14 protein-coding genes are annotated in these 20,320 nt (G+C 47.0%); 1 reads left to right on the top strand and 13 read right to left on the bottom strand.

Annotation, left to right across the window (positions count from 1 at the left end):
• Positions 1-6: 6 nt before the first annotated feature.
• The 13 genes from IEY46_RS16455 to IEY46_RS16515 form a co-directional block, all read right to left on the bottom strand.
• On the bottom strand, positions 7-2,784 hold the full coding sequence (locus tag IEY46_RS16455) for a hypothetical protein (RefSeq protein WP_188993048.1): 2,778 nt from the start codon (positions 2,782-2,784) through the stop codon (positions 7-9).
• Positions 2,785-3,345: 561 nt separating this feature from the next.
• Positions 3,346-4,119 carry an ABC transporter permease gene (locus IEY46_RS16460; protein WP_188993049.1) on the bottom strand — a complete coding sequence of 258 codons (774 nt, stop codon included), beginning with the start codon at positions 4,117-4,119 and terminating at the stop codon, positions 3,346-3,348.
• Entirely contained in the window at positions 4,103-5,029 is a 927-nt protein-coding gene (locus tag IEY46_RS16465; RefSeq protein WP_188993050.1) for an ABC transporter ATP-binding protein, read from the bottom strand. Before IEY46_RS16465 ends, IEY46_RS16460 begins: the two co-directional genes overlap by 17 nt.
• A 101-nt stretch (positions 5,030-5,130) precedes the next feature.
• Complete coding sequence (locus IEY46_RS16470) at positions 5,131-5,826, bottom strand: response regulator transcription factor (protein ID WP_229750327.1); 696 nt, start codon at positions 5,824-5,826, stop codon at positions 5,131-5,133.
• A complete protein-coding gene (locus IEY46_RS16475) occupies positions 5,816-6,733 on the bottom strand; it encodes a sensor histidine kinase (RefSeq protein WP_188993051.1) in 918 nt (305 codons plus the stop codon). The genes IEY46_RS16470 and IEY46_RS16475 overlap by 11 nt, the downstream gene beginning before the upstream one ends.
• A 333-nt stretch (positions 6,734-7,066) precedes the next feature.
• The gene (locus tag IEY46_RS16480; protein ID WP_188993052.1) at positions 7,067-9,649 is read right to left on the bottom strand and encodes a hypothetical protein; all 2,583 of its coding nucleotides are present in this window, start codon (positions 9,647-9,649) and stop codon (positions 7,067-7,069) included.
• A 74-nt stretch (positions 9,650-9,723) separates the two neighbouring features.
• On the bottom strand, positions 9,724-11,013 hold the full coding sequence (locus IEY46_RS16485) for a neutral/alkaline non-lysosomal ceramidase N-terminal domain-containing protein (protein WP_188993053.1): 1,290 nt from the start codon (positions 11,011-11,013) through the stop codon (positions 9,724-9,726).
• Complete coding sequence (locus IEY46_RS16490) at positions 11,013-12,008, bottom strand: Gfo/Idh/MocA family protein (RefSeq protein WP_188993054.1); 996 nt, start codon at positions 12,006-12,008, stop codon at positions 11,013-11,015. Before IEY46_RS16490 ends, IEY46_RS16485 begins: the two co-directional genes overlap by 1 nt.
• A 33-nt stretch (positions 12,009-12,041) precedes the next feature.
• On the bottom strand, positions 12,042-13,034 hold the full coding sequence (locus IEY46_RS16495; RefSeq protein ID WP_188993055.1) for a Gfo/Idh/MocA family protein: 993 nt from the start codon (positions 13,032-13,034) through the stop codon (positions 12,042-12,044).
• A complete protein-coding gene (locus tag IEY46_RS16500) occupies positions 13,024-14,235 on the bottom strand; it encodes a DegT/DnrJ/EryC1/StrS family aminotransferase (RefSeq protein ID WP_188993056.1) in 1,212 nt (403 codons plus the stop codon). Before IEY46_RS16500 ends, IEY46_RS16495 begins: the two co-directional genes overlap by 11 nt.
• Before the next feature lie 82 nt (positions 14,236-14,317).
• Positions 14,318-15,202, bottom strand: a complete 885-nt coding sequence (locus tag IEY46_RS16505) for a carbohydrate ABC transporter permease (RefSeq protein ID WP_229750328.1) — start codon at positions 15,200-15,202, stop codon at positions 14,318-14,320.
• A gap of 33 nt (positions 15,203-15,235) precedes the next feature.
• A complete protein-coding gene (locus IEY46_RS16510) occupies positions 15,236-16,165 on the bottom strand; it encodes an ABC transporter permease (RefSeq protein WP_188993057.1) in 930 nt (309 codons plus the stop codon).
• Between the two features lie 98 nt (positions 16,166-16,263).
• Complete coding sequence (locus IEY46_RS16515) at positions 16,264-17,937, bottom strand: type 2 periplasmic-binding domain-containing protein (RefSeq protein WP_188993058.1); 1,674 nt, start codon at positions 17,935-17,937, stop codon at positions 16,264-16,266.
• A gap of 578 nt (positions 17,938-18,515) precedes the next feature.
• On the opposite strand from IEY46_RS16515, the gene IEY46_RS16520 reads away from it, so the two are divergent.
• A complete protein-coding gene (locus IEY46_RS16520) occupies positions 18,516-19,400 on the top strand; it encodes an AraC family transcriptional regulator (protein ID WP_188993059.1) in 885 nt (294 codons plus the stop codon).
• Positions 19,401-20,320: the final 920 nt, after the last annotated feature.

Raw genomic sequence — 20,320 nt, forward strand, 5'->3', positions numbered from 1 at the left:
GCCGCATCATTGATATAGGGCTTGAACAATATCGAATACCCTTATGCCGCGTTTGGGCCCGCCATAACCCGTCGTCACATTCTGATCTGTAAACGTCGAAGTCCAGCCGGTCGTATCCTCGAAGCTCAAATTCTGCATCGTCATCCCCGTGACCGCAAGATTATCAATTCGGATAATCTCGCCCATACCGCTGACGGCTTGCGTGAAATACATGCGGAACTTGACTTCTACCGAGCTCTTCCCTACCGTGTAGGGGGACGTATCAACCTTGTACCTGGCCCAAGGACTTGCGCTCAGTCTGGATGCGTCCTGACTCCACACTACTTGCCCGTCAACGAGCATCTGCAGCAGCACCATACCCGGTCCTTGCGTCACGATTTCCGTCGTATAGGGTCCTAGGTTGGCCGCATTGTTGTCTGAATAGGTCCAGCCGCCGGTCGATCGGAAGGTCGGATTATTCAAGGTGAATCCGGAAGCCACGATATTCGTGTAGTCTACGTTCACCGGAAACCAGGCTACACCCGCCTTATCGTACACCCTGAACATTATATTGGCTGTAAGCTTGCCGGCTAATGCGCTGGTCAAATCTAGATGAACCGACTGCCATGCCGTAGTGCCGCCCGCCACATCCCTTTCCCAGACGACAACGCCGTCTACGACAACCTGCGCGAAGTGATAACCCGGATAAGAGGCGGAGTTATAATCGTCTCTCACCTGAAAGTCTAGTGTTTTATTCCCCAGGCCTGGCGTGACAGCCACGCCCATGTTGACGCCGCCTTGGCTTCCGTTGGAGCTCGCCACACCTGCCGGGTAGGAGATGGAAAGTGTGGGGTTTTTCGAATAAACCCACGTATCCGACGTTCCGAAAGCGCTGGTAAAAGTCCCTTCATTCAAGGTAAAGCCAGTTGTCGAAGTAATGGCCCACTCTGTGTTCACCCCAAAATTGTTAACCGCTCCCTTTTCATAGACACGGAATGTAATGGCGGCCGTCGATTTACCTGTCAGTTTGCTGGTCAAGTCCAGACTTACTGTCTGCCAATCCGCGCTTCCTTCCGAAACATCCCGTTCCCATACCAATACGCCATCGACTAATACTTGCATAAAGTGATAGCCGGGAACCGCAAAGACATAGTCATCTCTGACTTTCAGATCCAGTTTGTATTGACTGGCAGGCGAGATTGTCGCCGTCTTGACCTTGGAACCGGCAGCCCCGGCAAGGGAAGTTTTCCCCCAAGGCCAGTTGATGTTGAATGAATTTGCGTTTGCAGTCGTCGACTGCGACTTCGTCCAGCCGGTATCCCCGTCGAAATAAGGATTGGCGACCTTGAAGCCTGTGGCCACGATATCGTCCCATGAGGCAGCGACTTTAAAATACAGAACTGCCGCGGCATTCTTCAGACGCAATTGAATCTTTGCCGTCGATTTGCCCGTCAGATAGGGGCTCAAATTCACGGTGACGGTTTCCCAATTTCCGTTCTGGCCGGCAACGTCCTCTTGCCAGGCCACAACGCCGTCCACGAGTAATTGCTTGAAGATGTATCCCGATGTACCCCCGGTATAATCATCCTTTACTTTGAATGTGACGGACGAGTTCGCTCCATCCGTGACGGAGACAGTCTGGGACAGCTCTCCGTATATGCCGGCTGCGCCGGGCGTATTCCCGGGGTAGGAGATGCGGGCAATATTCCCGTCGCTACCGTAGTTGTATCCTTTCGGCGCATACGAATAGGCATCGAACGCAATGCTTGAATCGGTCGGCGCCGTTACGGTTGCTGTCTGCTGCACGGTGGAATTGGCTCCTGTCGCCGTATTGTGCGTGGCCCATGGAATGGTTAACTCATCGTTCGTGAATTCGTAAAACCAATCTTGGTCCGTAGGCATAAAATGGGGGTCGTTTGGCATCAGCCAGGTTTCGGGGGTGGTTAGCTTGGGCGTGCAATATACAATGATCCCTTGCAATTTTCCCAAAGCTTGCTTTGCCAACGCGATATCCATCTCGGCCTCTATCGTTTCCGCTGATTTCATCGATGTGTAATTGGAAAATGTGCCATAGGGGGCAATGTAGATCGGAATATTATAGGGATGCATATTGTTGTAAAGTGTATCGATATAGGAGGATAGATTCAAATGCGTTCGTTCTGCATTAGGATAAATAATGCCGTCGATTGCATTCTTATAGGTGTTGGCGAAGGAACTTGTTGCCTGCTCGTAATATGCGATAACAAACAGGGCGAGCTGCGGATTGATTGTATGCGCGTAATTCTGGAGAGCGATCATGTTCGCTGCAGGAAATGTGCTAAGGTTCGCAGTGAAATCGTCGATAACCCACGCCTGCAGATTGGGATAAGCGTTTGCCAACGTGGCGATTTGCTTTACCCACTCTGTGTAGTTTCCTCCATACGGCAATGACATGCCTTCCGAAGGCGGCGTTAAATACACCCACACTTTGATGCCGGCGGCTTGTGCGGCAGGCATGAATTCCAAACGCAAGCTCTCCCAGTCCTCGGTGCCTCTGTAGGAGTCGAGCAAGTAACCGTAAGTCGTCACATTTAACTCCAACAATCTGTTGATCGTTGCCGGAGTGTCTATATGATATTTTCCGTCGCTGCGCGGCGTAGTTTCCCTAATCGCGGAGTCATAATCTCCTTCGACATCCGTAATGGAAGGCACTAGCGGCCCTGATGCAGCCGATGCGGCACGTGAGTCGAGCAAGCATACGACTACAATCAAAGTAAACAGGAAAACAATTGAAGCGGTTAAGCGAACTTTCCTTAAATAGATCATTTTCAATCCTCCTTATTTCAGAATATTCTCACAGTTTTATTGTACTTATATTCAAATCATTTCTCGGTCATCTTTTTCAAAAATACGTCAATAAATGACGTCTGAGAAAATTTCGTTGTGAACGGTGACGGGAAGGAACCGCTCAACGGAGTTGCCCAGTGATTTATGCGCGCTCCCATTCCGCCGTTATATATAAAAAGAGAACACCCCACTTTAGGATGCTCTCTTGGATATTCTCAATTTCAATTAAAAGTCATCGGATGTATCCACCTATTTCAAATCCCTTACGATAGAAAACTCAATTTTATCCTTCAGCACCTTATTTCTGAAGTCGCTGCCATCAGTCGTAAACGACGCATACTTCGCAGAATGATAATTAAGGACTTCTAGGTATCGACTCGACATATCCTACCACGCACTCCACATGTGTGGAATGCTTCAACACAATCAAAAATACTGCACCTCTGTCCGTTTCTGAATTAAAAGTATGGTGGAGCTAGGCGGAATCGAAGCGCCAACTAATCTAGGCCCCCGTGCTTGTTAGTTGCGCAGCCCTAAATACTATTTCAGATCCTCTTTGATCTTATATCTGATGGCTATAAATGAAAATATAAGAATGAATACAATCGACACGCTAGCTACATGAACAAGATCATTTATATTATCAAAATCTCTTGCGCTTAAGATCGTATTTACTATTAAGAAAGAGGACAAATGAACGTCATCAATGATGGATTCCAAGACAGTTACAATCATTCCAAAAACATTCAACGATAGAACAAATCCAATTACAATGCTAGCAATCAAGCTTTTACTAATGATGGAGATGCATAAGATTACAATTGAAAATGCCCAATGAAGTAAAAATTGGCCTATCAACAATTTCGCAAAATAAATACTATCTCCAATTGTTACATTGTTAAAGAAAATTGATCTTCCGATCATATCGGCAACGATCATGACAATAAACATAAGCAAAGTGAATAAACCTGAAATTAAAATTTTTGAAATAACGGAGTATTTCCGCGCATTCTTCATGGAGATGTAATTTTTATAAAACCCAGAGTTATGTTCACTCATATAGAAGTAAACACTGAATACAGCAATATAAATCAGCATCCACAATGGGGTTTGAGACATCATGACTTGAATGAACTGACTTTCATTCATCGAGCTAATCGGCATACCTCCACTTTCTCCGGGTTGCTCGTATTTTTTCAACATATATATACCGAATGTTTGAAATGCGAAAAAAATCAGCAGTAATACATAAAGCATTTTATTTGTTTTAAAACGGTGAAAGTCCATTTTAAGAATATTAATCACGGCTCCCACCCTCACTTCCTATCCTTGCCAAAAAGTATTGTTCTAAGCTTTGCTTATGCTTGGTGACCGAATGAACAGATACTCCGTTTTCTACTAAGCTCTTAATGATATGCTGGTTTTCAATATGTGAATTATATACATACACAATACGATCACTAATAACTTTGTAATGATTAATATTCAATTGTTCTTCTAAGATGGACACCGCCGAGCTTACTTTTTCTACTTCTATTTCAATGCGATCTTCACACTGAAGCAGCAATTGCTCCCTAGAATGGTTTTCAATGATCTCTCCCTGATGTAGGATTGCGTATTGAGTTGCTACTTTCGACAATTCTTCTAAAATGTGACTTGAAATAATGATGGTTATTCCTGTTTTATTCAAATCTAAAATCAATTTTCTTATCTCGGAAATTCCTTGTGGATCCAAACCGTTGATCGGTTCATCCAAAATCAAAATATCCGGACTTCCAATTAACGAAGCAGCAATCCCTAGTCTTTGCTTCATTCCCATCGAATAATTTCTCACCTTGGTCTTGTTTGAAGCATCCAATCCGACAAGCTGTAGTACCCTCTTAATATGCCTTTCGCGATTAGTCAGTCCATATAAAATGGATATTAAATCCAAATTTTCATATGCGTTATAATAGGGAAATAATCCTGCATTTTCAATGAGTAGTCCTATTCGTTCAAAATAAGGGTGATTATTGTTCATTGCACGATCAAATAATTTAATCTCTCCTGAAGTTGGGTATATCAAACCTCCAATCATCTTTAGCAAGGTAGATTTTCCCGCTCCATTCTGGCCAACCAAACCAAAAATTTCCCCTTTAGCTATTTTGAAATCTGCTTTGTGCACTGCTGTTTTCCCTTTAAAATGTTTGGTTAATTGACTCACTTCAATAATTGTATCAGCCATATTCGCACCCCCTTAGCAAAAAATAACAAAAAGAAGCTAACATATCGTCAATAAATGATTAAGAAAGTTCAAAGAAGATTAGGGCCGGTTTAAGGCACTCCCTATGGTGCCAGCCTGAAACCAATGCCCCAAATGGTGTCAATATAAGCCTCCTCGTCAACCCTTTTGATTTTATTACGGATATTGCTAATGTGAACAGTAATGGTTTTATCTTCACCTATGTAAATATCTTCCCATGCAAGTTCATACAGATCCTGCTTTGTAAACACCCTAGTAGGATTTTTTACTAGCAACTCGAGAATCTTGTATTCTTGTCTTGTAAGTTTCAAATCTGCATCATTCACTCTGGTATTCATCGTTTTGCTATCTAACAATAAATTTTTATGATTATACCGCGTGACGGGTTCCGTACGTGATGTTCTGTTTAAATGTACATGAATTCGGGCAAGCAATTCCTCCACCTCAAACGGCTTTGTGACATAATCAACAGCTCCCAGCTTAAACAGATTTAATTTATTATCCAATTTGTCTTTTGCTGATAGTACTATAACGGGGATGTCAGAGCTTAATTCTATTCTTAGTTGACGCATAAAATCTTCTCCCGACAAACCAGGCAGCATGAGATCCAGAATAATAAGCTGATACTCGTTATGGGTGACGTTCAAGATCCCCTCGCTGCCAGAATATGCTTGCGTGCACATAAATTTCTCTTTTAGAAGCAAGTCAAAAATAATATTGTTAATATGCTCATCGTCCTCTACGATTAGAATTTTAGGCTGACTTGTGTCATTGTGCACGTCGATTCTCCTTTCCCATAAAAGCCAAGCTAATGCATAACTGGTTATCCTTCAGGTCAGCCTGCACATAACCATTCATTTTCTCCATTAGTGATTTAACTATAAAAAGTCCCAGTCCTGAAGATTGATTAGTTCGTGCTGGATCTTCTTTGTAAAAGCGAGTAAATATCTGGTCAAGATCAAGCAATTGATTTCGCTTCAATGCATTGGAAAAATGAAACAACACCTCGTTTTGCTTCTCTTCATAACGAATACTTAAAGGACCTTCACTATGTACAAAGTAATTTTTAACAATATTCTCAAAAACTCTTTCCAGAGCACTTTCATTTCCCTCTATAAATAGAGGTGTTTCCGAAATGTAGATATTTGGTTCATAACCAATCCTTAAAAAATCATCTATAAACGTAAACAGACGTGTATTTAACACTTTAATCACATCAATCCGTTCAAGCTCAATATTGTATTCAGGGTTTTTAAGCTTGGTATATAGGAATAGCTCGTCTACAAGTGTAATCATCTGCTTCATTCTAGTCTTAGCCATCATGACATACTTTGTTTTCTCTTTAACATTCTCGGATCGTTCCGCTAATTGAAGATAGCCGTCAAGTGAAGTCAGCGGGGTTCGTAAATCGTGTGACAAGCTCATAATGGTCGCGTTAATTTCTTCCTTTTTTCGAGTGAAGTCTTGCTGCAGCTTTCGTTGGTTCTGAAGCATCTCGTTACATAAATCAATTAACTTATGAATTTCTTTGGGTCTAATTTGCGTTTGAATCATTTTGAATGAATGATGCTCCGATATAAACGATAATTGATTGCCGATATCCTTAATTTGATTTTTGTAATATACAAGGTAAATGGATTGAATAATTAAAGCAGCCAGTATGACAATTAAAACAATATAAAACATAGAATCACTTCCTTTCTGACACTTGAACCATCTCGTTCTCCTGTATTTCAACTCTCTAACACTTGGAATTTTGTACTTGAAGACTATATTCAATAATTAATAATTATATCCTTCAATATCGGTCTATCTCGACAACATTCAAATTTATACACTATTTATTGTCTCAAGAAGATACCACTAAGGTAATAAACCACAAAAATAACAGTTTAGACAGTCCAAGTATGACTATAGATACAAACAAAGCCCGACAGTATACTGTCGGGCTTCAACTTAAACTGCGGCGATAGGAGCAGCACGTTGGCTAATTTGCCTTCCTCGAGACTGCCCATCCATTTATGTGCTGCCGGGAGTGACTGTAACAATCCCACTTCTCATAATCTCTGATCCATTGGAGTATTCAACGAATATATAGTAGGTTTTCCCGTTGTCGAGCTTCTTGATATGCGCTCCTTTTGAGTTGTAATTTACATTTGTATATTCAACAAAATCGTACGCCTTGCCGGTTTCGGAAATAAAGACCTTATATCCTTTCCCGTTGGGCGAGATGATATCAAAGCTGATATTCACATCCTTATTACCACGTTCAACACCTGTTACGGGTATATCAGATATCCTTGTAAAGAATTCCCTAATGGTGTCAAACACTCTAAGACCGCGTTTAGGTCCTCCATAGGCCGGAACTACATTCTGATCCGTAAAGTTTGATGTCCAGGCAGTGGTATCCTCAAAGCTCAAATTCTGCATCGTCATCCCCTCAACCGCAAGATTATCAAGTCTGATAATCACAGGGAGGCTGTTGATATCTTGCGCAATATACATCCGGAAGGTAATATCCACAGAGCTTTTCCCCGCAGTGTAAGCCGAAGTATCCACCGTATATCTTGCCCAGGGATTTGCGATAATTTTGGAAACGTCTCGGCTCCAGATTACGTCTCCGTCTACCAGCAGCTGCAGCTGAACCTTGCTTGAATACGGTACAATTTCCACTTTATATTGGTTTGGATTCGAATCCGAATAAATCCATTTGTCATTGCTATTATGAAAGTCGCCGTCACTTAAGGTAAAGCCTGAGGTTGACATGATTCTCCATTCCGTCTTTACGGGGTGCCAATACACACCGTTCTTTTCATAGACCTGGAATGTTATTACAGCATCCGGCTTACCTTTCATCTGGCTGGTCAAATCCAAGCTTACATCGTCCCAGCCCGAGGTGCCTCCCGCAATATCCTTTTCCCACACAAGCGCGCCGTCAACTAATATTTGCATCATATGATAATCGCCTATGGCACCTGTAAAGTCGTCTCTTACTTTTATATCAAGCTTGTATTCATCTGATTCCTGAATGGCGGCGATCTTATCCTTTGCCCCCACATCTCCGGCGGCTGAAGGTACGGCAGGATAGGCTATGGAAAAGTCGTGATTCGCCGAAATATCACCTGAGCGCTTTTTGGTCCATCCCTCATGGCCTTCAAAACCTGGGTTTAACACTTCAAAACCTGTGGCTTCAATATCAGCCCAGTTGGTAACAGAAGGAAACCAATCGACTGTCTTTTTATTTATCTGGCGCAGTTGAATTCTGGCCGTTGATTTATCCTTCAAATAGTCTCCGAGAGGCAAGGTGATCTGTTCCCAATTTGCATCCCCTCCGCTGACATCCTCTTCCCATACGACCACGTCGTCTATCAGGAATTGTTTAAATATATATCCCGACGATGCGGTTGCATCATACGTATCCTTCACTTTAAAGCTTACCGATGCGTTTGCTCCGTCAGTTACATTTACTTCCTGTGAAATTTCGCCATAGATGTCCGCGCCTCCGGGCACTGCCGGGTAGGATATACGCGCATAGCCTCCGACCTCATAACCTTTTTGGGCGTAGGAATAGGCATCAAAGGAAACATTTGTACTGTTGGGCGTGGTTACGGCTGCGGTCTGGGACACGGTAGCGTTGGCGCCTGCTTCGGTATGATGGTAATCCCATGGAATGATCAACTCATCATTGGTAAATTCATAGTACCAGTCACCAGAAGAAGGATATGGGTTGGGGTCATTGGGAAGCAGCCATATCTCATCCGTAGTCTCCATAGGCGTGCAGTAGATAAAAAACCCCTGGATCTTACCTTCCTCGTAAAACTTATAAGCTATCTCCATTTCCTTCTTTATCGTTTCCGCCGATTTCATTGAAGAGTAATTTGAAAAAGTCGCGTAGGGCGTGAAGTAGATCGGTATATTACGCGGATGTAGTATATCGTAAAGCTTGTTCAGATCCCTTTCCAGATTGATCTCGGTTCTCTCGGCATGAGGAAAAATAATCCCGTCGATCCTATCTTTATAATTGTCCGCAAATGCGTCGTCTACACTGTAAACATAGGCGCAGACGATAAAAGCCAACTTTGGGTTGATAGCGAGGGCATAATCCTGTATTTCTTTAACTTTCGCCGGTGTAAATTCGTCAAGATTTGCCGTGAAATCATCCATGCCCCATGCTTCCAGGGACGGGTAGGTAATGGACAGCGCGGCGATCTCCTCAGCCCATCTTTTGAAATCACCCTTATATGGAAGCGAGTACCCCTCAGACTTAGGAGTCAAATAGGCCCATACCTTTATTCCGGCTTCTTGTGCAGCGGGCAGAAACTCATACCGAAAATCATCCCAATCCTCGGCACGCTGCCACAATAAGAAAGCAAAGGTATTCACATTCAGCTCCTTCGCTCTGGCTATCGTCGCCGGAGTGTCTACATGAACCTTACCGTCGGCTCGCGGAGTGGTTTCCCAGATAACGAAGCCATAGTGGATCTTTGCATCGGTAATAAGCGGTACTTCCGGTCCGGAAGCCGCACTAACAGGCCGCAAATTCAAAATGAAAATCATGGCTGTCAGAAACAGCACAGGGACAAGAACCTTTAAGACTCTCATTCATATCGCTCCTTCGCATTTTTGTGCAGATGCATACACCATACCTGGTATTCTCTGTATAATAGGCTGCCCTGTCACGATTGCTTGGCATCGCAGAACTCGCGCGCGACAACGTCCAGTGCCTCCCGCAATATTCCTTCGGCCTCAGGAGCGAATGGAGCCGGCAAGCCGAAATAATAGGTGGAGTCGATCGGTTCGTATCCGCCCTCCGCCAACTGCCTGGCCGTTGGGATATATCCAATCATTCCGTCGCTGTACGCTAGCGGAACGACCGTTTTATTGGATGCTGATTTGAGATACAAGCCGTATTCAACAACCACTTCCGCGTTCATGGCCAGCACAGCGAAGCCTTCGGTGAGGGCTAATCCCGTCATCTTGAGCGACATGCTCGCGGGAATTCCTTCCTGCCTGGAAAGAAGCTTGCGGCTCCACTCCCCCATTACGCCCGGTTCGCCTAACCGGGATTCCAAATATTCGCGTTCCGGCAGCGCTTGCAACGGAAGCTCGACGCTCATCCGCACAGACCGGAGACTAATGGAGTCAACGCGGCGCATGGCTCCCGCCAGCACCTTGTTCACGTCGTTTGCTAACCGGCAACCAAGCATGACGACCTGCGCATCCCCGCCCATATCTCCGTCGTGAGGGTTTATATCCCCACAGGAGCCCTGCAAGTAGGCGCAGATCGCGCCATCCCCTATCGATTGCTCCAGTTCCTCCATCGCAACTCCGGTGAATTCCGAGGAAATCAAGTTGTCCGACGTCACGACCGGATGACACGCATAATGGACGAGCACCGCCTTGGTTCGCTCATCGTGTGCCGACTTATAGCGAAGCACAGTCAGTTCACGGTCTACCGGTCCATTCGGGTTGGGGGCGATTCGTATCCCGTCGTCAGCCTTGCTCCTTCGATTGGTCGCAATGTCGCAAACGCCGCGCCCGATGTCCACAGTAACCGGCTCCATGTTGGACATCGCCGCTTCAACACCCTGCAGCACCGTTGTCTCGAGTTCCGCAATGTAGGCGAGGTCGATGCTGCCGCCGTATTCGGAGAACCCGTCCCAGATTTGCGGCCCAGAGTGCGTATGCGTGCCATGAAGAATAACGGTATCTACATGACAAAGCTCACGTATGCGCTGCTTCAACGCTTCGACCATCTGGCTTCCCCACCAGAGCAGATCGGCGCTGCCCAGAACGGCCAATGTCGTCTTTCCGTCCGCAACGCTGTGTTGAAAACATAATATTCTCGCATACAAGGGATGCGAAACCCCTTGGAAACCGCCCAAGCCCAATCTGGAAGCAAACCCTCCAAGGGGAACTGGCCGGCTAGGCGTTATATTCACTTTGGCTGTTCCAATATGCAGCATCATCCTACCTCCAAGACTACGGGGACTCCAAGGCTGGCCGATTCGTACGCTGCCAGTGCCACAGCCGTGGCAGCCAAGCCGTCTTCGCCGGTTATCGGCGCCGGTGTGCCCGATCTGAGTGATTGAATAAAATCTCCGATCAAATCTTCGTTCGCGTTGTCCCCCCAATAGCTCCATTCGGCTCGCGTGCTCTCGTCGCGGAATAATTCATTTTTCTGAGCAAAGACATCGACGCTGATCATTCCGCTTGTGCCGATAATTTCCATCGTCACGTCGCCTCGCATGGGGAATGATTTACCTCTCGACCAACTGGTGTCCAGCACAGTCTTCTGCCCGCCTCGGAACGTTGCGTGAATCAAACCCGCGTCTTCAACAGCCAGATCGTCGTGAAACAATCGCCCCACCTCCGCATAGACAACGTCAGGCTCGTCTTCAAGAATCCAGCGCATCAAATCCATAACATGCACGGTATGATCCATAACGGCGCCTCCCCCCGATAGGGAAGGCTCAACGAACCAATCCCCGGGCATCGTCCCGCGGTTGGTCCCTTTAATCGCCAGGACGGTGCCGATTTCGCCGCGCTCCACAGTCAATTTCGCTTCGCGAACTGCCGGGAAATAGCGGCAAGGAAACGCCGTCATTAACTGGACTCCCGCTTCCCGGCAGGCGCGAACCATGTCGTTCATGTCTTTCATCGATGTGCCCAGCGGTTTCTCGCATAATACGTGTTTTCCTGATCGTGCCGCAGCGATCGTCAATTCCGCGTGTCGAACATTCTCCGAACAGACAACGACCGCATCAATTGCAGATGACAGCAGGGCGTCAAGCGTATCATAGACGGTCAATCCCAGCGGCCCAAGTACGGTCGCCGCGCGGTGCGCATCTTCGTCCCATCCCCCCAGGACGCGGACATCGTTACGATCAAGCAGCACACTCAAATAACCATGAACATGCGGATGGGCAAAACCGACGATCCCGATATTTACGATATCCAATTAACGAACCTCCTCATGAACGATCCTGCACAGCTATAGCTTTTGCGGAAGTCCGGTTTGTGCCGAACATCCGGCCGCAAGAGCGATTTCGACGGCGCGGCTTGCATCCTCGGCCGATACGACCGGTTCGGCGCCTGTTCGGATACATGCGATAAAATGCTCGATTTCTGCTTCATACGGGTCCTTCTTCAGCAGAAAGCTCGGAATATGTACGCCTTCTCCTGCTATTCCAGGGGATTCCATTTGCCGAACAATCAGAGACTGTCCGTTTTGGTTGCTGCAGCGCATGACGCCAGATTGTCCAGCCAGCTCCACTTCGGCAAGGAACGGTCCCGGGTATCCCCAATGCGCCTCCAGATTCACGATGGCGCCGCTTGCGAACCGCAAAGTCGCATTCGCGTATTCAATGCCGGAGGCGGTCGTTAATGACGCGTAAACGCTCCTTACTTCTCCCAACGTCCACCGCATGAAATCAATGTCGTGTATCATCAGGTCGAACAGGACGCCGCCGCTCATTTCTTCGTTCTTGAACCAACTTCCTGAAGGCGGATGCAAGCTGGCTCTCCTCGCATGGCCGACTCCGACCTTCCCGATTTTTCCGCTCAAGACGTGATCGCGCAAATTCCGATACTCAGGGGCAAAGCGGAGCACATGCCCGACCAGCAGCCGCGTTCCATATCGCTCGCTTGCTCTCATCATCGCTTCCGTATCTTCCAGGGTCAGCGCCATCGGCTTTTCGCAAATGACGTGTTTTCCTCTTTCAGCCGCTTGAACCGCGTATTGTCGATGTAAATATGTGGGAAGCGTAATGCACACGACATCGATATCCGCTTCCGCCAGCAACTCTTCATACGACATGAATAATCGGGTTCCGAAGCTGGCGGCCGCGTCGATCGCACTTTCCGATCGACGCGCATAAAAACCGGCGAGCTCGATATCAACCATTCGGGTCAAAACCGACGCATACAATTTCCCCATCGTCCCGCAGCCTGCGACAGCAACCCTTAGGCTTCGTTCATTCGTCATACGAACGGATAACCTTTTCCAACGCTTCGGCGATATCGTACATGGCTTGTTCCTCGGAAAGCAGCACGTTCTGGCTAAGCATCAGCGCTTCGGACGCGCACAATCTCTCGCAGACGGGGCAATCGTAAACCCGCTCTTCTCCAAGCCAGTCTTTCGTTGCGCTGATTACGGCATTCGTGCGGTTCAACGGCACATAACCGTAAAACACCGGAATGCCTTCCGCGTTCACCCTGTGGATAAACTCCTCCTTGTTGACGTTCCTCGCGAAATCAGGCGATAGCTTGAATAAATACACATGGTTCGCGTGCCGAGTGATGCGAGCGTCTTGCTTGAGCAGAGAAATTCCCTCAATTTTGCCCAATAACCGGTCAAGTAGGGCGACGTTAGCTTCGCGACGTTGCATTTGTTCTTCGATCCGTGTCATCTGCGCGAGCAATAATGCGGCCTGAATGTCGGTCATCCGATAATTTTGGCCCAATACTTCGTGTTGGTACCAACCTCCTTCCGGAATACGTCCGACGTTGCAGATCGACCACGCGGCGCTCCATAACGATTTCTCATTCATTAATACAATACCGCCTTCGCCGGCGTTCAAGTTTTTGCTGGATTGAAAGCTGAACGTCCCCAAATCACCGATTGCGCCAACGCCTTTGCCTTCCCATTGTGCGCCTACAGCCTGTGCGGCGTCCTCGATCAACGCGAGATTATGCTTGCGCGCAATTTCCAGCAGACGCGTCATGTTGGCCGGGGCCCCGGCCACATGCACGGCTATGATCGCTTTGGTCTTCGGCGTAATCGCTGCTTCCACCTTGTCCGGATCGATCAGCAATGTATCTTCCTCGATATCCGCGAATACGGGAATCGCTCCGAAAGCAAGCGCGGCGGTAGCGGTGGCAATGAAGGTATAAGGAGGAATGATAACCTCGTCGCCGGGCTTTACGCCTGCCGCCTGAAGCGCAACCGTGATCGCCACCGTGCCGTTAACGCAACTGACGCTGTAATTGGCGTTTTGATATTTTGCGAACTCCCTCTCAAACCGGGGGATGTACGGTTCCTCTCCGGTAAATGTTCCTCCAACGCCTCCCCATTTACCTGAATTCAGCACGTTAAGCAACATTGTCTGCTCCAATTCACCGAAAACCGGCCACTGTGCGAACGGCGCCGTCCGAACGGGCGTCCCTCCATTGATCGCTAAGCTCATTTTCTCAATTCCCTTCTGTATGTCCAATTTAGGCGGATCGTTTCATCTTTGAAATCATACTTATCGAAGTCGATTGACTTTTTCACCCTTTAACCGCACCTACGATAATGCCATGGATAAAGAATCTTTGCAGAAAAGGATACACGAGGGCAATCGGAATAATCGTAATCAGGGTTGCCGACATAGCCAGCGTTTTCTGATTGACTCTGGCCAGTTGTACCACACCTCTCAGCGGATTGTTCGGCGAGTCGGTGAATTCATTGGCAACCATAAGCTGCCGCAACCAGTATTGAAGCGTATACATATGAGGATCCTGAATAAATATCATCGTATTAAACCATTCGTTCCAATACGCAATTGCGCTGAAGATGGCAAAGGCTGCGACCATCGGGCTGATGACCGGAAAAATAATGTGTACGAGAATCCTCAGGTCGCCCGCGCCATCCATCTCCCCCGATTCGGCGAGCTCTGCGGGTACGCCCGCAATGGAGTTTCTGAATATAATGACGTAGAAGACATTCACCAGTAAGGGAACAATAAGCGCAAAGTACGTATTGTTCATATGCAGATTGGTAACGGTCAGATAGAACGGAATCAAGCCCCCGCTGAAGTACATGGGAATCAGGAAGTACGTCATCAGCATCTTTCGGCCGATCAGATGTTTGCTGGCAAGCACATAGCCCGCCGCTAGAGCGAAAGCTATGCTAAGACTTGTGTTTACGACCGTCAGGCCTACCGTATTCGCAAAAATAATGATGAAATTCATGTTCGTCAAAATTTTCAAATAACCGTCTATGTTGAAATTGACCGGCCATAGACGGACCGAGCCGTTCAGGACCGAATTGTAATCGCTTAACGAAATCGCGAGCGCGTGTAGGAAAGGAATAAGGACGGCACACGTAAAGAGGGTAAAGGCCGTATAGTTGAATACTTCAAACAGGATTCTCGAAGGGGAATTTCTAATCACGATGTTGCCCTCCTCTTGATATGCGAAGCTGCCTTAGTACAATCCCAAACCGACAAACCGCTTGGACAGCCAGTTGCTCAAGATGAGCAAGGTAAATCCGATCACGCTCTGCGCCAGACCGATCGCTGTCGTCAGACTGAATTGCGCTTGCTGGAGACCGACGTGATATACGTAGGTGCTGATTACCTCGGAGACGTTGTATACCATCGGATTTTGCAGGTTGAAAATCCGGTCGAATCCGATGGTAAAGATGGTGGACAGCTTCAGCAGGAACAAAAGGACGATAATCGGTATCAAGCCCGGCAGGGTAACGTGGTACATCTTTCTTATTCTGGACGCGCCGTCTATGGAGGCTGCTTCGTACAGCTCCGAAGGGATATTGGTGATCGTCGCAAAGTACAGAATCGCGCTGAAGCCTACGCTTTTCCAGATATCCAGCACCACAACAAGCGGGACAAACAACTTGCTGTCCGTCAGGAAGCTGATTGGTCCGATCCCGAACAGCCAGTGAAGCGCATCGTTGACAAGACCGCCCTTATCCGACGTCAGCACCAGCTGCATCAGACCGGCCACAACGACCCAGGAGAAGAAGTTCGGTAAATAGGAGATCGATTGGATGATGCGCTTGAACGGTTGGTGCATTAATTCATTGGCCAGAATCGCAAACACGATCGGTGCAGTGAATCCGAATACAATATCATAAAAGTTGATGATGAGGGTATTCTTCAGCACGTAATAAAACGTGTCGTCCGTCAGAAAGTAGGCGAAATGCTTGAATCCGACCCACTTGCTCCCGCTAACGCCTGTAAACGGGAAATAATCCTGGAAAGCAATAACGATTCCATACATTGGAATATAGCTGAACAGAAACAAGAGAACGACCATGGGGGCAATCATCATATACAGCCCAAATTGTCTTTTGGTATACCTTTTTCTTGTGCCGCGCTTCCCAGCCATCTCCATCCTGTGATCACACCTCCTCTGCCCTTCGTAACTCATTCATAAGCACGGATATGGGGTGTATGGCAGACATACCCCATACCCGTGCCGCATTTACGATATTACCAGTTGACTTCCTTGACACCCCAGCCTTCTAGTTGTTCCTTATGCTCGTTCATGTACTTCGTGTACGCCTCGCCAATAAAGCCGTATTTCTCCTTGTACTCTTCGACCTTCTTGTCGAATTGCTCCATCGTGATTTTACCGGTGATGGCATCAACCGTTGCGGCAGCCAGGAAGATGTTGGATTCCGGCAGCTTCACTTTGGCTTCGTCCGGCACGGGAATGACGGCAAACATATCAACGCCGGCTTCCTCAGCCATCTCGGCAGGGTATTTCAGACTATCGTGGGAATAGTCGTAGTCTTCCTGGCCCAGCACCTGAATCTGTTGCGCATCTTTCGACTCCTGACCGGCGGCAAACCCGCGAATGGTCGATAAATGTATGGACCAATAACGGTTGGGATCCAGCAATTTCTTGGCGTCCGGAATCCTCTTGCCATCCTGGACGACGTACTCCGAGCCTTCCCTGCCCCAGTAGATGGCTTCGTTCAGCTTATCGGAAGCAAGACCTTCGAACACGCTCCAGGCCCGATCCGGATATTTGCTTTTACTGGAGATATACAGGCCATACCAAATGATCGGAGACCCTTTCTTCCCATACGTATATTTCTGATCCTTCACTACTGCCGGGTAGCTCGCCAGCTTCGGCACAAACGCGATCTGGGAGCGGAATGACGTATCCGCCTCTGTACCCTTGCTTATCTTATGATACGCCGCAAGCGCCATAAGCTGGTCCGCACCGTCAAATATGAGCAAAGCGTCCTTGTCCAGAGCCGCGAACCATTTGCCCCAGTCGTTGGTCGCGAAGTTGTGATCGAGCAAACCCTCATTAAAGAGCTGCTTATGCAGTTCTACGGCTGCCCGGTATTCCGGAAGCACGAATGTGCTGACAACCTGGCCATCTTGCACGCGGAATTTGTTCGGACTTGCGCCGTACCATTGGAAGAACACATTTCCACCGACGAAGATGGAGCCCGCACCCGGATCGGCATAGGCGGTAAGCGGTGTGGCATTCGGATTGGCTTCTTTGATTTTCCTCATCACTTCCACGTAGCCTTCGATGGTGTCCGGGGTCTTGCCTCCGTTGAACTTGTCAAGAAGGTCCTTCCGTACGTAGTTGCCTGACCCTTGCGGCAAATCCTTGCCCGCAGCCATCGGAAGCCGGTAGTAATGCCCCTTGTAACTCGCCATATCCATCATAGCGGGGGTGATCCACTTCTGGATTTCCTCAGAGTTGTCGTAATACTTCTTGAGATCGATGAAAGCGCCCTGATCCGCCGCAACGTTGACAGGATCGACATCGTTCGTCTGAACGATGTCGGGGAGATTGTTGGATGCCAATATCAGATTCAGCTTGCCCGCGTGAGCGCCAATATCATTAACGGTCATCTTCAGATCTACGTTCGCGTACTCTTTGACAATGTTAATGAATTCGTTGTTGTTCGGATCAATGCCATCCGGGACCGGCAATCCGGCGTTCTGCATAACCATCGTCAGTTCGACTGTCTCCTTCGGCGTCGCCGAAGGACTATCGCCTGTATTGCCTGCGCTTGCGGATGGAGACGTTGAACCTTGGGATGTATTTACTGCTTCGTTGCCCTTCGCGCACCCGGCAGCGACTACTGCGAATGCACACATCAGAACCATAACTGCTTTGAATACTCTGTTTCTCATGCAAATCCTCCCTGTTCATAATTGCGGCAAACGAAGCGTAAGCCCTTTCATTCCATTGCGCTATCTTCTGCTAGACGGCTTCATTATACAATGATGTATATCAGCAATTCGGTCATATTTTTCACAAACAAGTCAAAATCCTATGCTCGCGAATTTTTTTACCTATTATTTTATATGTTAAAAAAAATATTGAAATATAATTGTCTTTGTACTATCTTCCCAAGTAAACGGATCAGGACAACAGCAAGACCGAAAACAACAAGTACCGAAACGGGAGTGCGAATCTAAGCAGATGGACACATACTGTGTGGGCATCGACGGCGGCGATCTGCGACAAGAACGTTAACGTGGCGGCTCAGCCAAGGCCCTTACGGTATCGGCCAATCGGAGGCCTCATTTGAAACCGAATTTCGATCAGCCCATAGATACCGGTTTGCAAGTGCTGGCACGCAAAAAAAAAAAAGACGCTTGGGGAAAAATAAATTGCATGCTTCACGGGTTGTAAGGTAAACTTGCCTTAAGCGCGGGTCTATGTTATGACCTTAGAATTTCACGAGTTTTGATATGGGGGGAAGCCGATGACCGCATATCTCGAATACACGGATTCCTTAAACTACTCGAGCCTCGAAAAGGGACAGCTTCCTTTCTACTGCTTGTCCAATCTGCTCAAAGAAGACATCCCGCTTCATCATCACGACTTTCTTGAATTGTCTCTCGTTATGAACGGCCGCGGAACAGAAACGCTTAACGGAATTACCCACGAATTGAAGCCCGGATCGATCAGCTTCCTGCTGCCCCACCATATCCATGAAATCCATACCAATCCGGAGGCGCCGCTCCATCTTTTTTGCTGCATGTTCGATATCAGCCTGATCTTCGAATCCACGACCGATGCCCAGCTCGGCCGAATTTTACTTCAAGTCGGCAATCAATTACCTTCCTACAACGATTTGAACGAGAACGATGCCCGGGAGATGAATCTGATTTGCAGCGCGATAGCGAGCGAGTATAGTAGCTCTAAGATAGGCAAATACAGCGTGATCCGCTCCAAAGTGATCGAAGCCCTGGCTCTCTATGCGCGCTCCCACTCCACCGCGATTCTGAGCCATTCCCACATTCAAAATGCGAAAATAAAAAAATTGGATTGGGATATCATTCAATTTGTACACACGAATTATTTGAATGAACTCACGCAAGACGGATTATGTAAAAAATTCGATGCCAGTCCCGCTTATATCAGCCGCTTGTTCCAGAGGACTTTGAATACGCATTTCCTGGATTATATCCATAAATTGAGAGTCAGGCGCGCATCTTCTCTATTGCTTACGACGGAAATGTCCATTTTGGACATCTCCGTCGACTCTGGGTTCGAATCTTTCCGAACGTTTTCCCGCGTGTTCAAGGAACATACGGGAATGTCCCCGAGAGCATTCAGGAAAATGTCAAGTGAGCCAGGCTCGTAAGATTTTCTTCACAGTTCTTGAAAATGTCATGCTGGCTGCTGAGCTAAACGGAGAATGGAAGCGATGTACGGAATATGGCGGTTGCACTGGGTGTATTTTGCTTCGTGCGTAAGTCCGGCGAAAAAAGTTACGATGTCAAGGATTTTGAGGACACTGTCCTGTCAGCGAAATGCTGAAAGAAAACAAGATTGATAGCAAAAACGCCGCCAAAGAACTTTGCGAATTTACAAACTACTTTTCATAACATTACCTGGCTATTTCTTGTCGTATCGACTTGGCATTAGCGAAAATCTGATTATCAACTCATGATTTCTGCTTTAAGTACAGAGATTGCAGTTGTATGCATAAGCTTTCTTGCAAGCTATAAGTTGATCCATACTGAGCCTGCAAACATGTATGTGTCCGAAGGAATGTGTTTGCTCTAATTGTTCTTTAACGTTCTAACTTAACAAATATGCCGCTGACTCTGTGTATCTTTCAGCCCAATAGGAAAAAGATAAGTCTTTATCCCAAGTGACATTATTTATTGCTTTGGCACATCCCCAGTCTAATACCCGTTAATGAAGCATATGGACTCTGAAGCGTTCTAAGAAACCTACTTTTGCTTCAGAACAATTGAAGTATCCCATTCGTACCCTCCCACATTGACAGCATTCTGCACGATCTAAGCTGTCATAACAATTTTTATAATTCCAGTCGTTTTTTCTTGAATAATAAGTTGCGCTTCATATATTGCTAAAAACAAACTGGTAAACAAGTAGCTTGCCTGTAAATGCTGTATTGGAAAAGACTGTCCATTTGCTGTTTTGAACTGACTAGAGCTGAATATGTAATTGGAAATATGGCTAAACTTACGGAGGAGGAGTTCTTCAAAAAAACAATGTTTTCTTATTGCGCACGGGCGAGATCGTAACCATTTA

This window comes from Paenibacillus nasutitermitis (assembly GCF_014641075.1).
In the GTDB taxonomy this organism is placed as follows: domain Bacteria; phylum Bacillota; class Bacilli; order Paenibacillales; family Paenibacillaceae; genus Paenibacillus_Z; species Paenibacillus_Z nasutitermitis.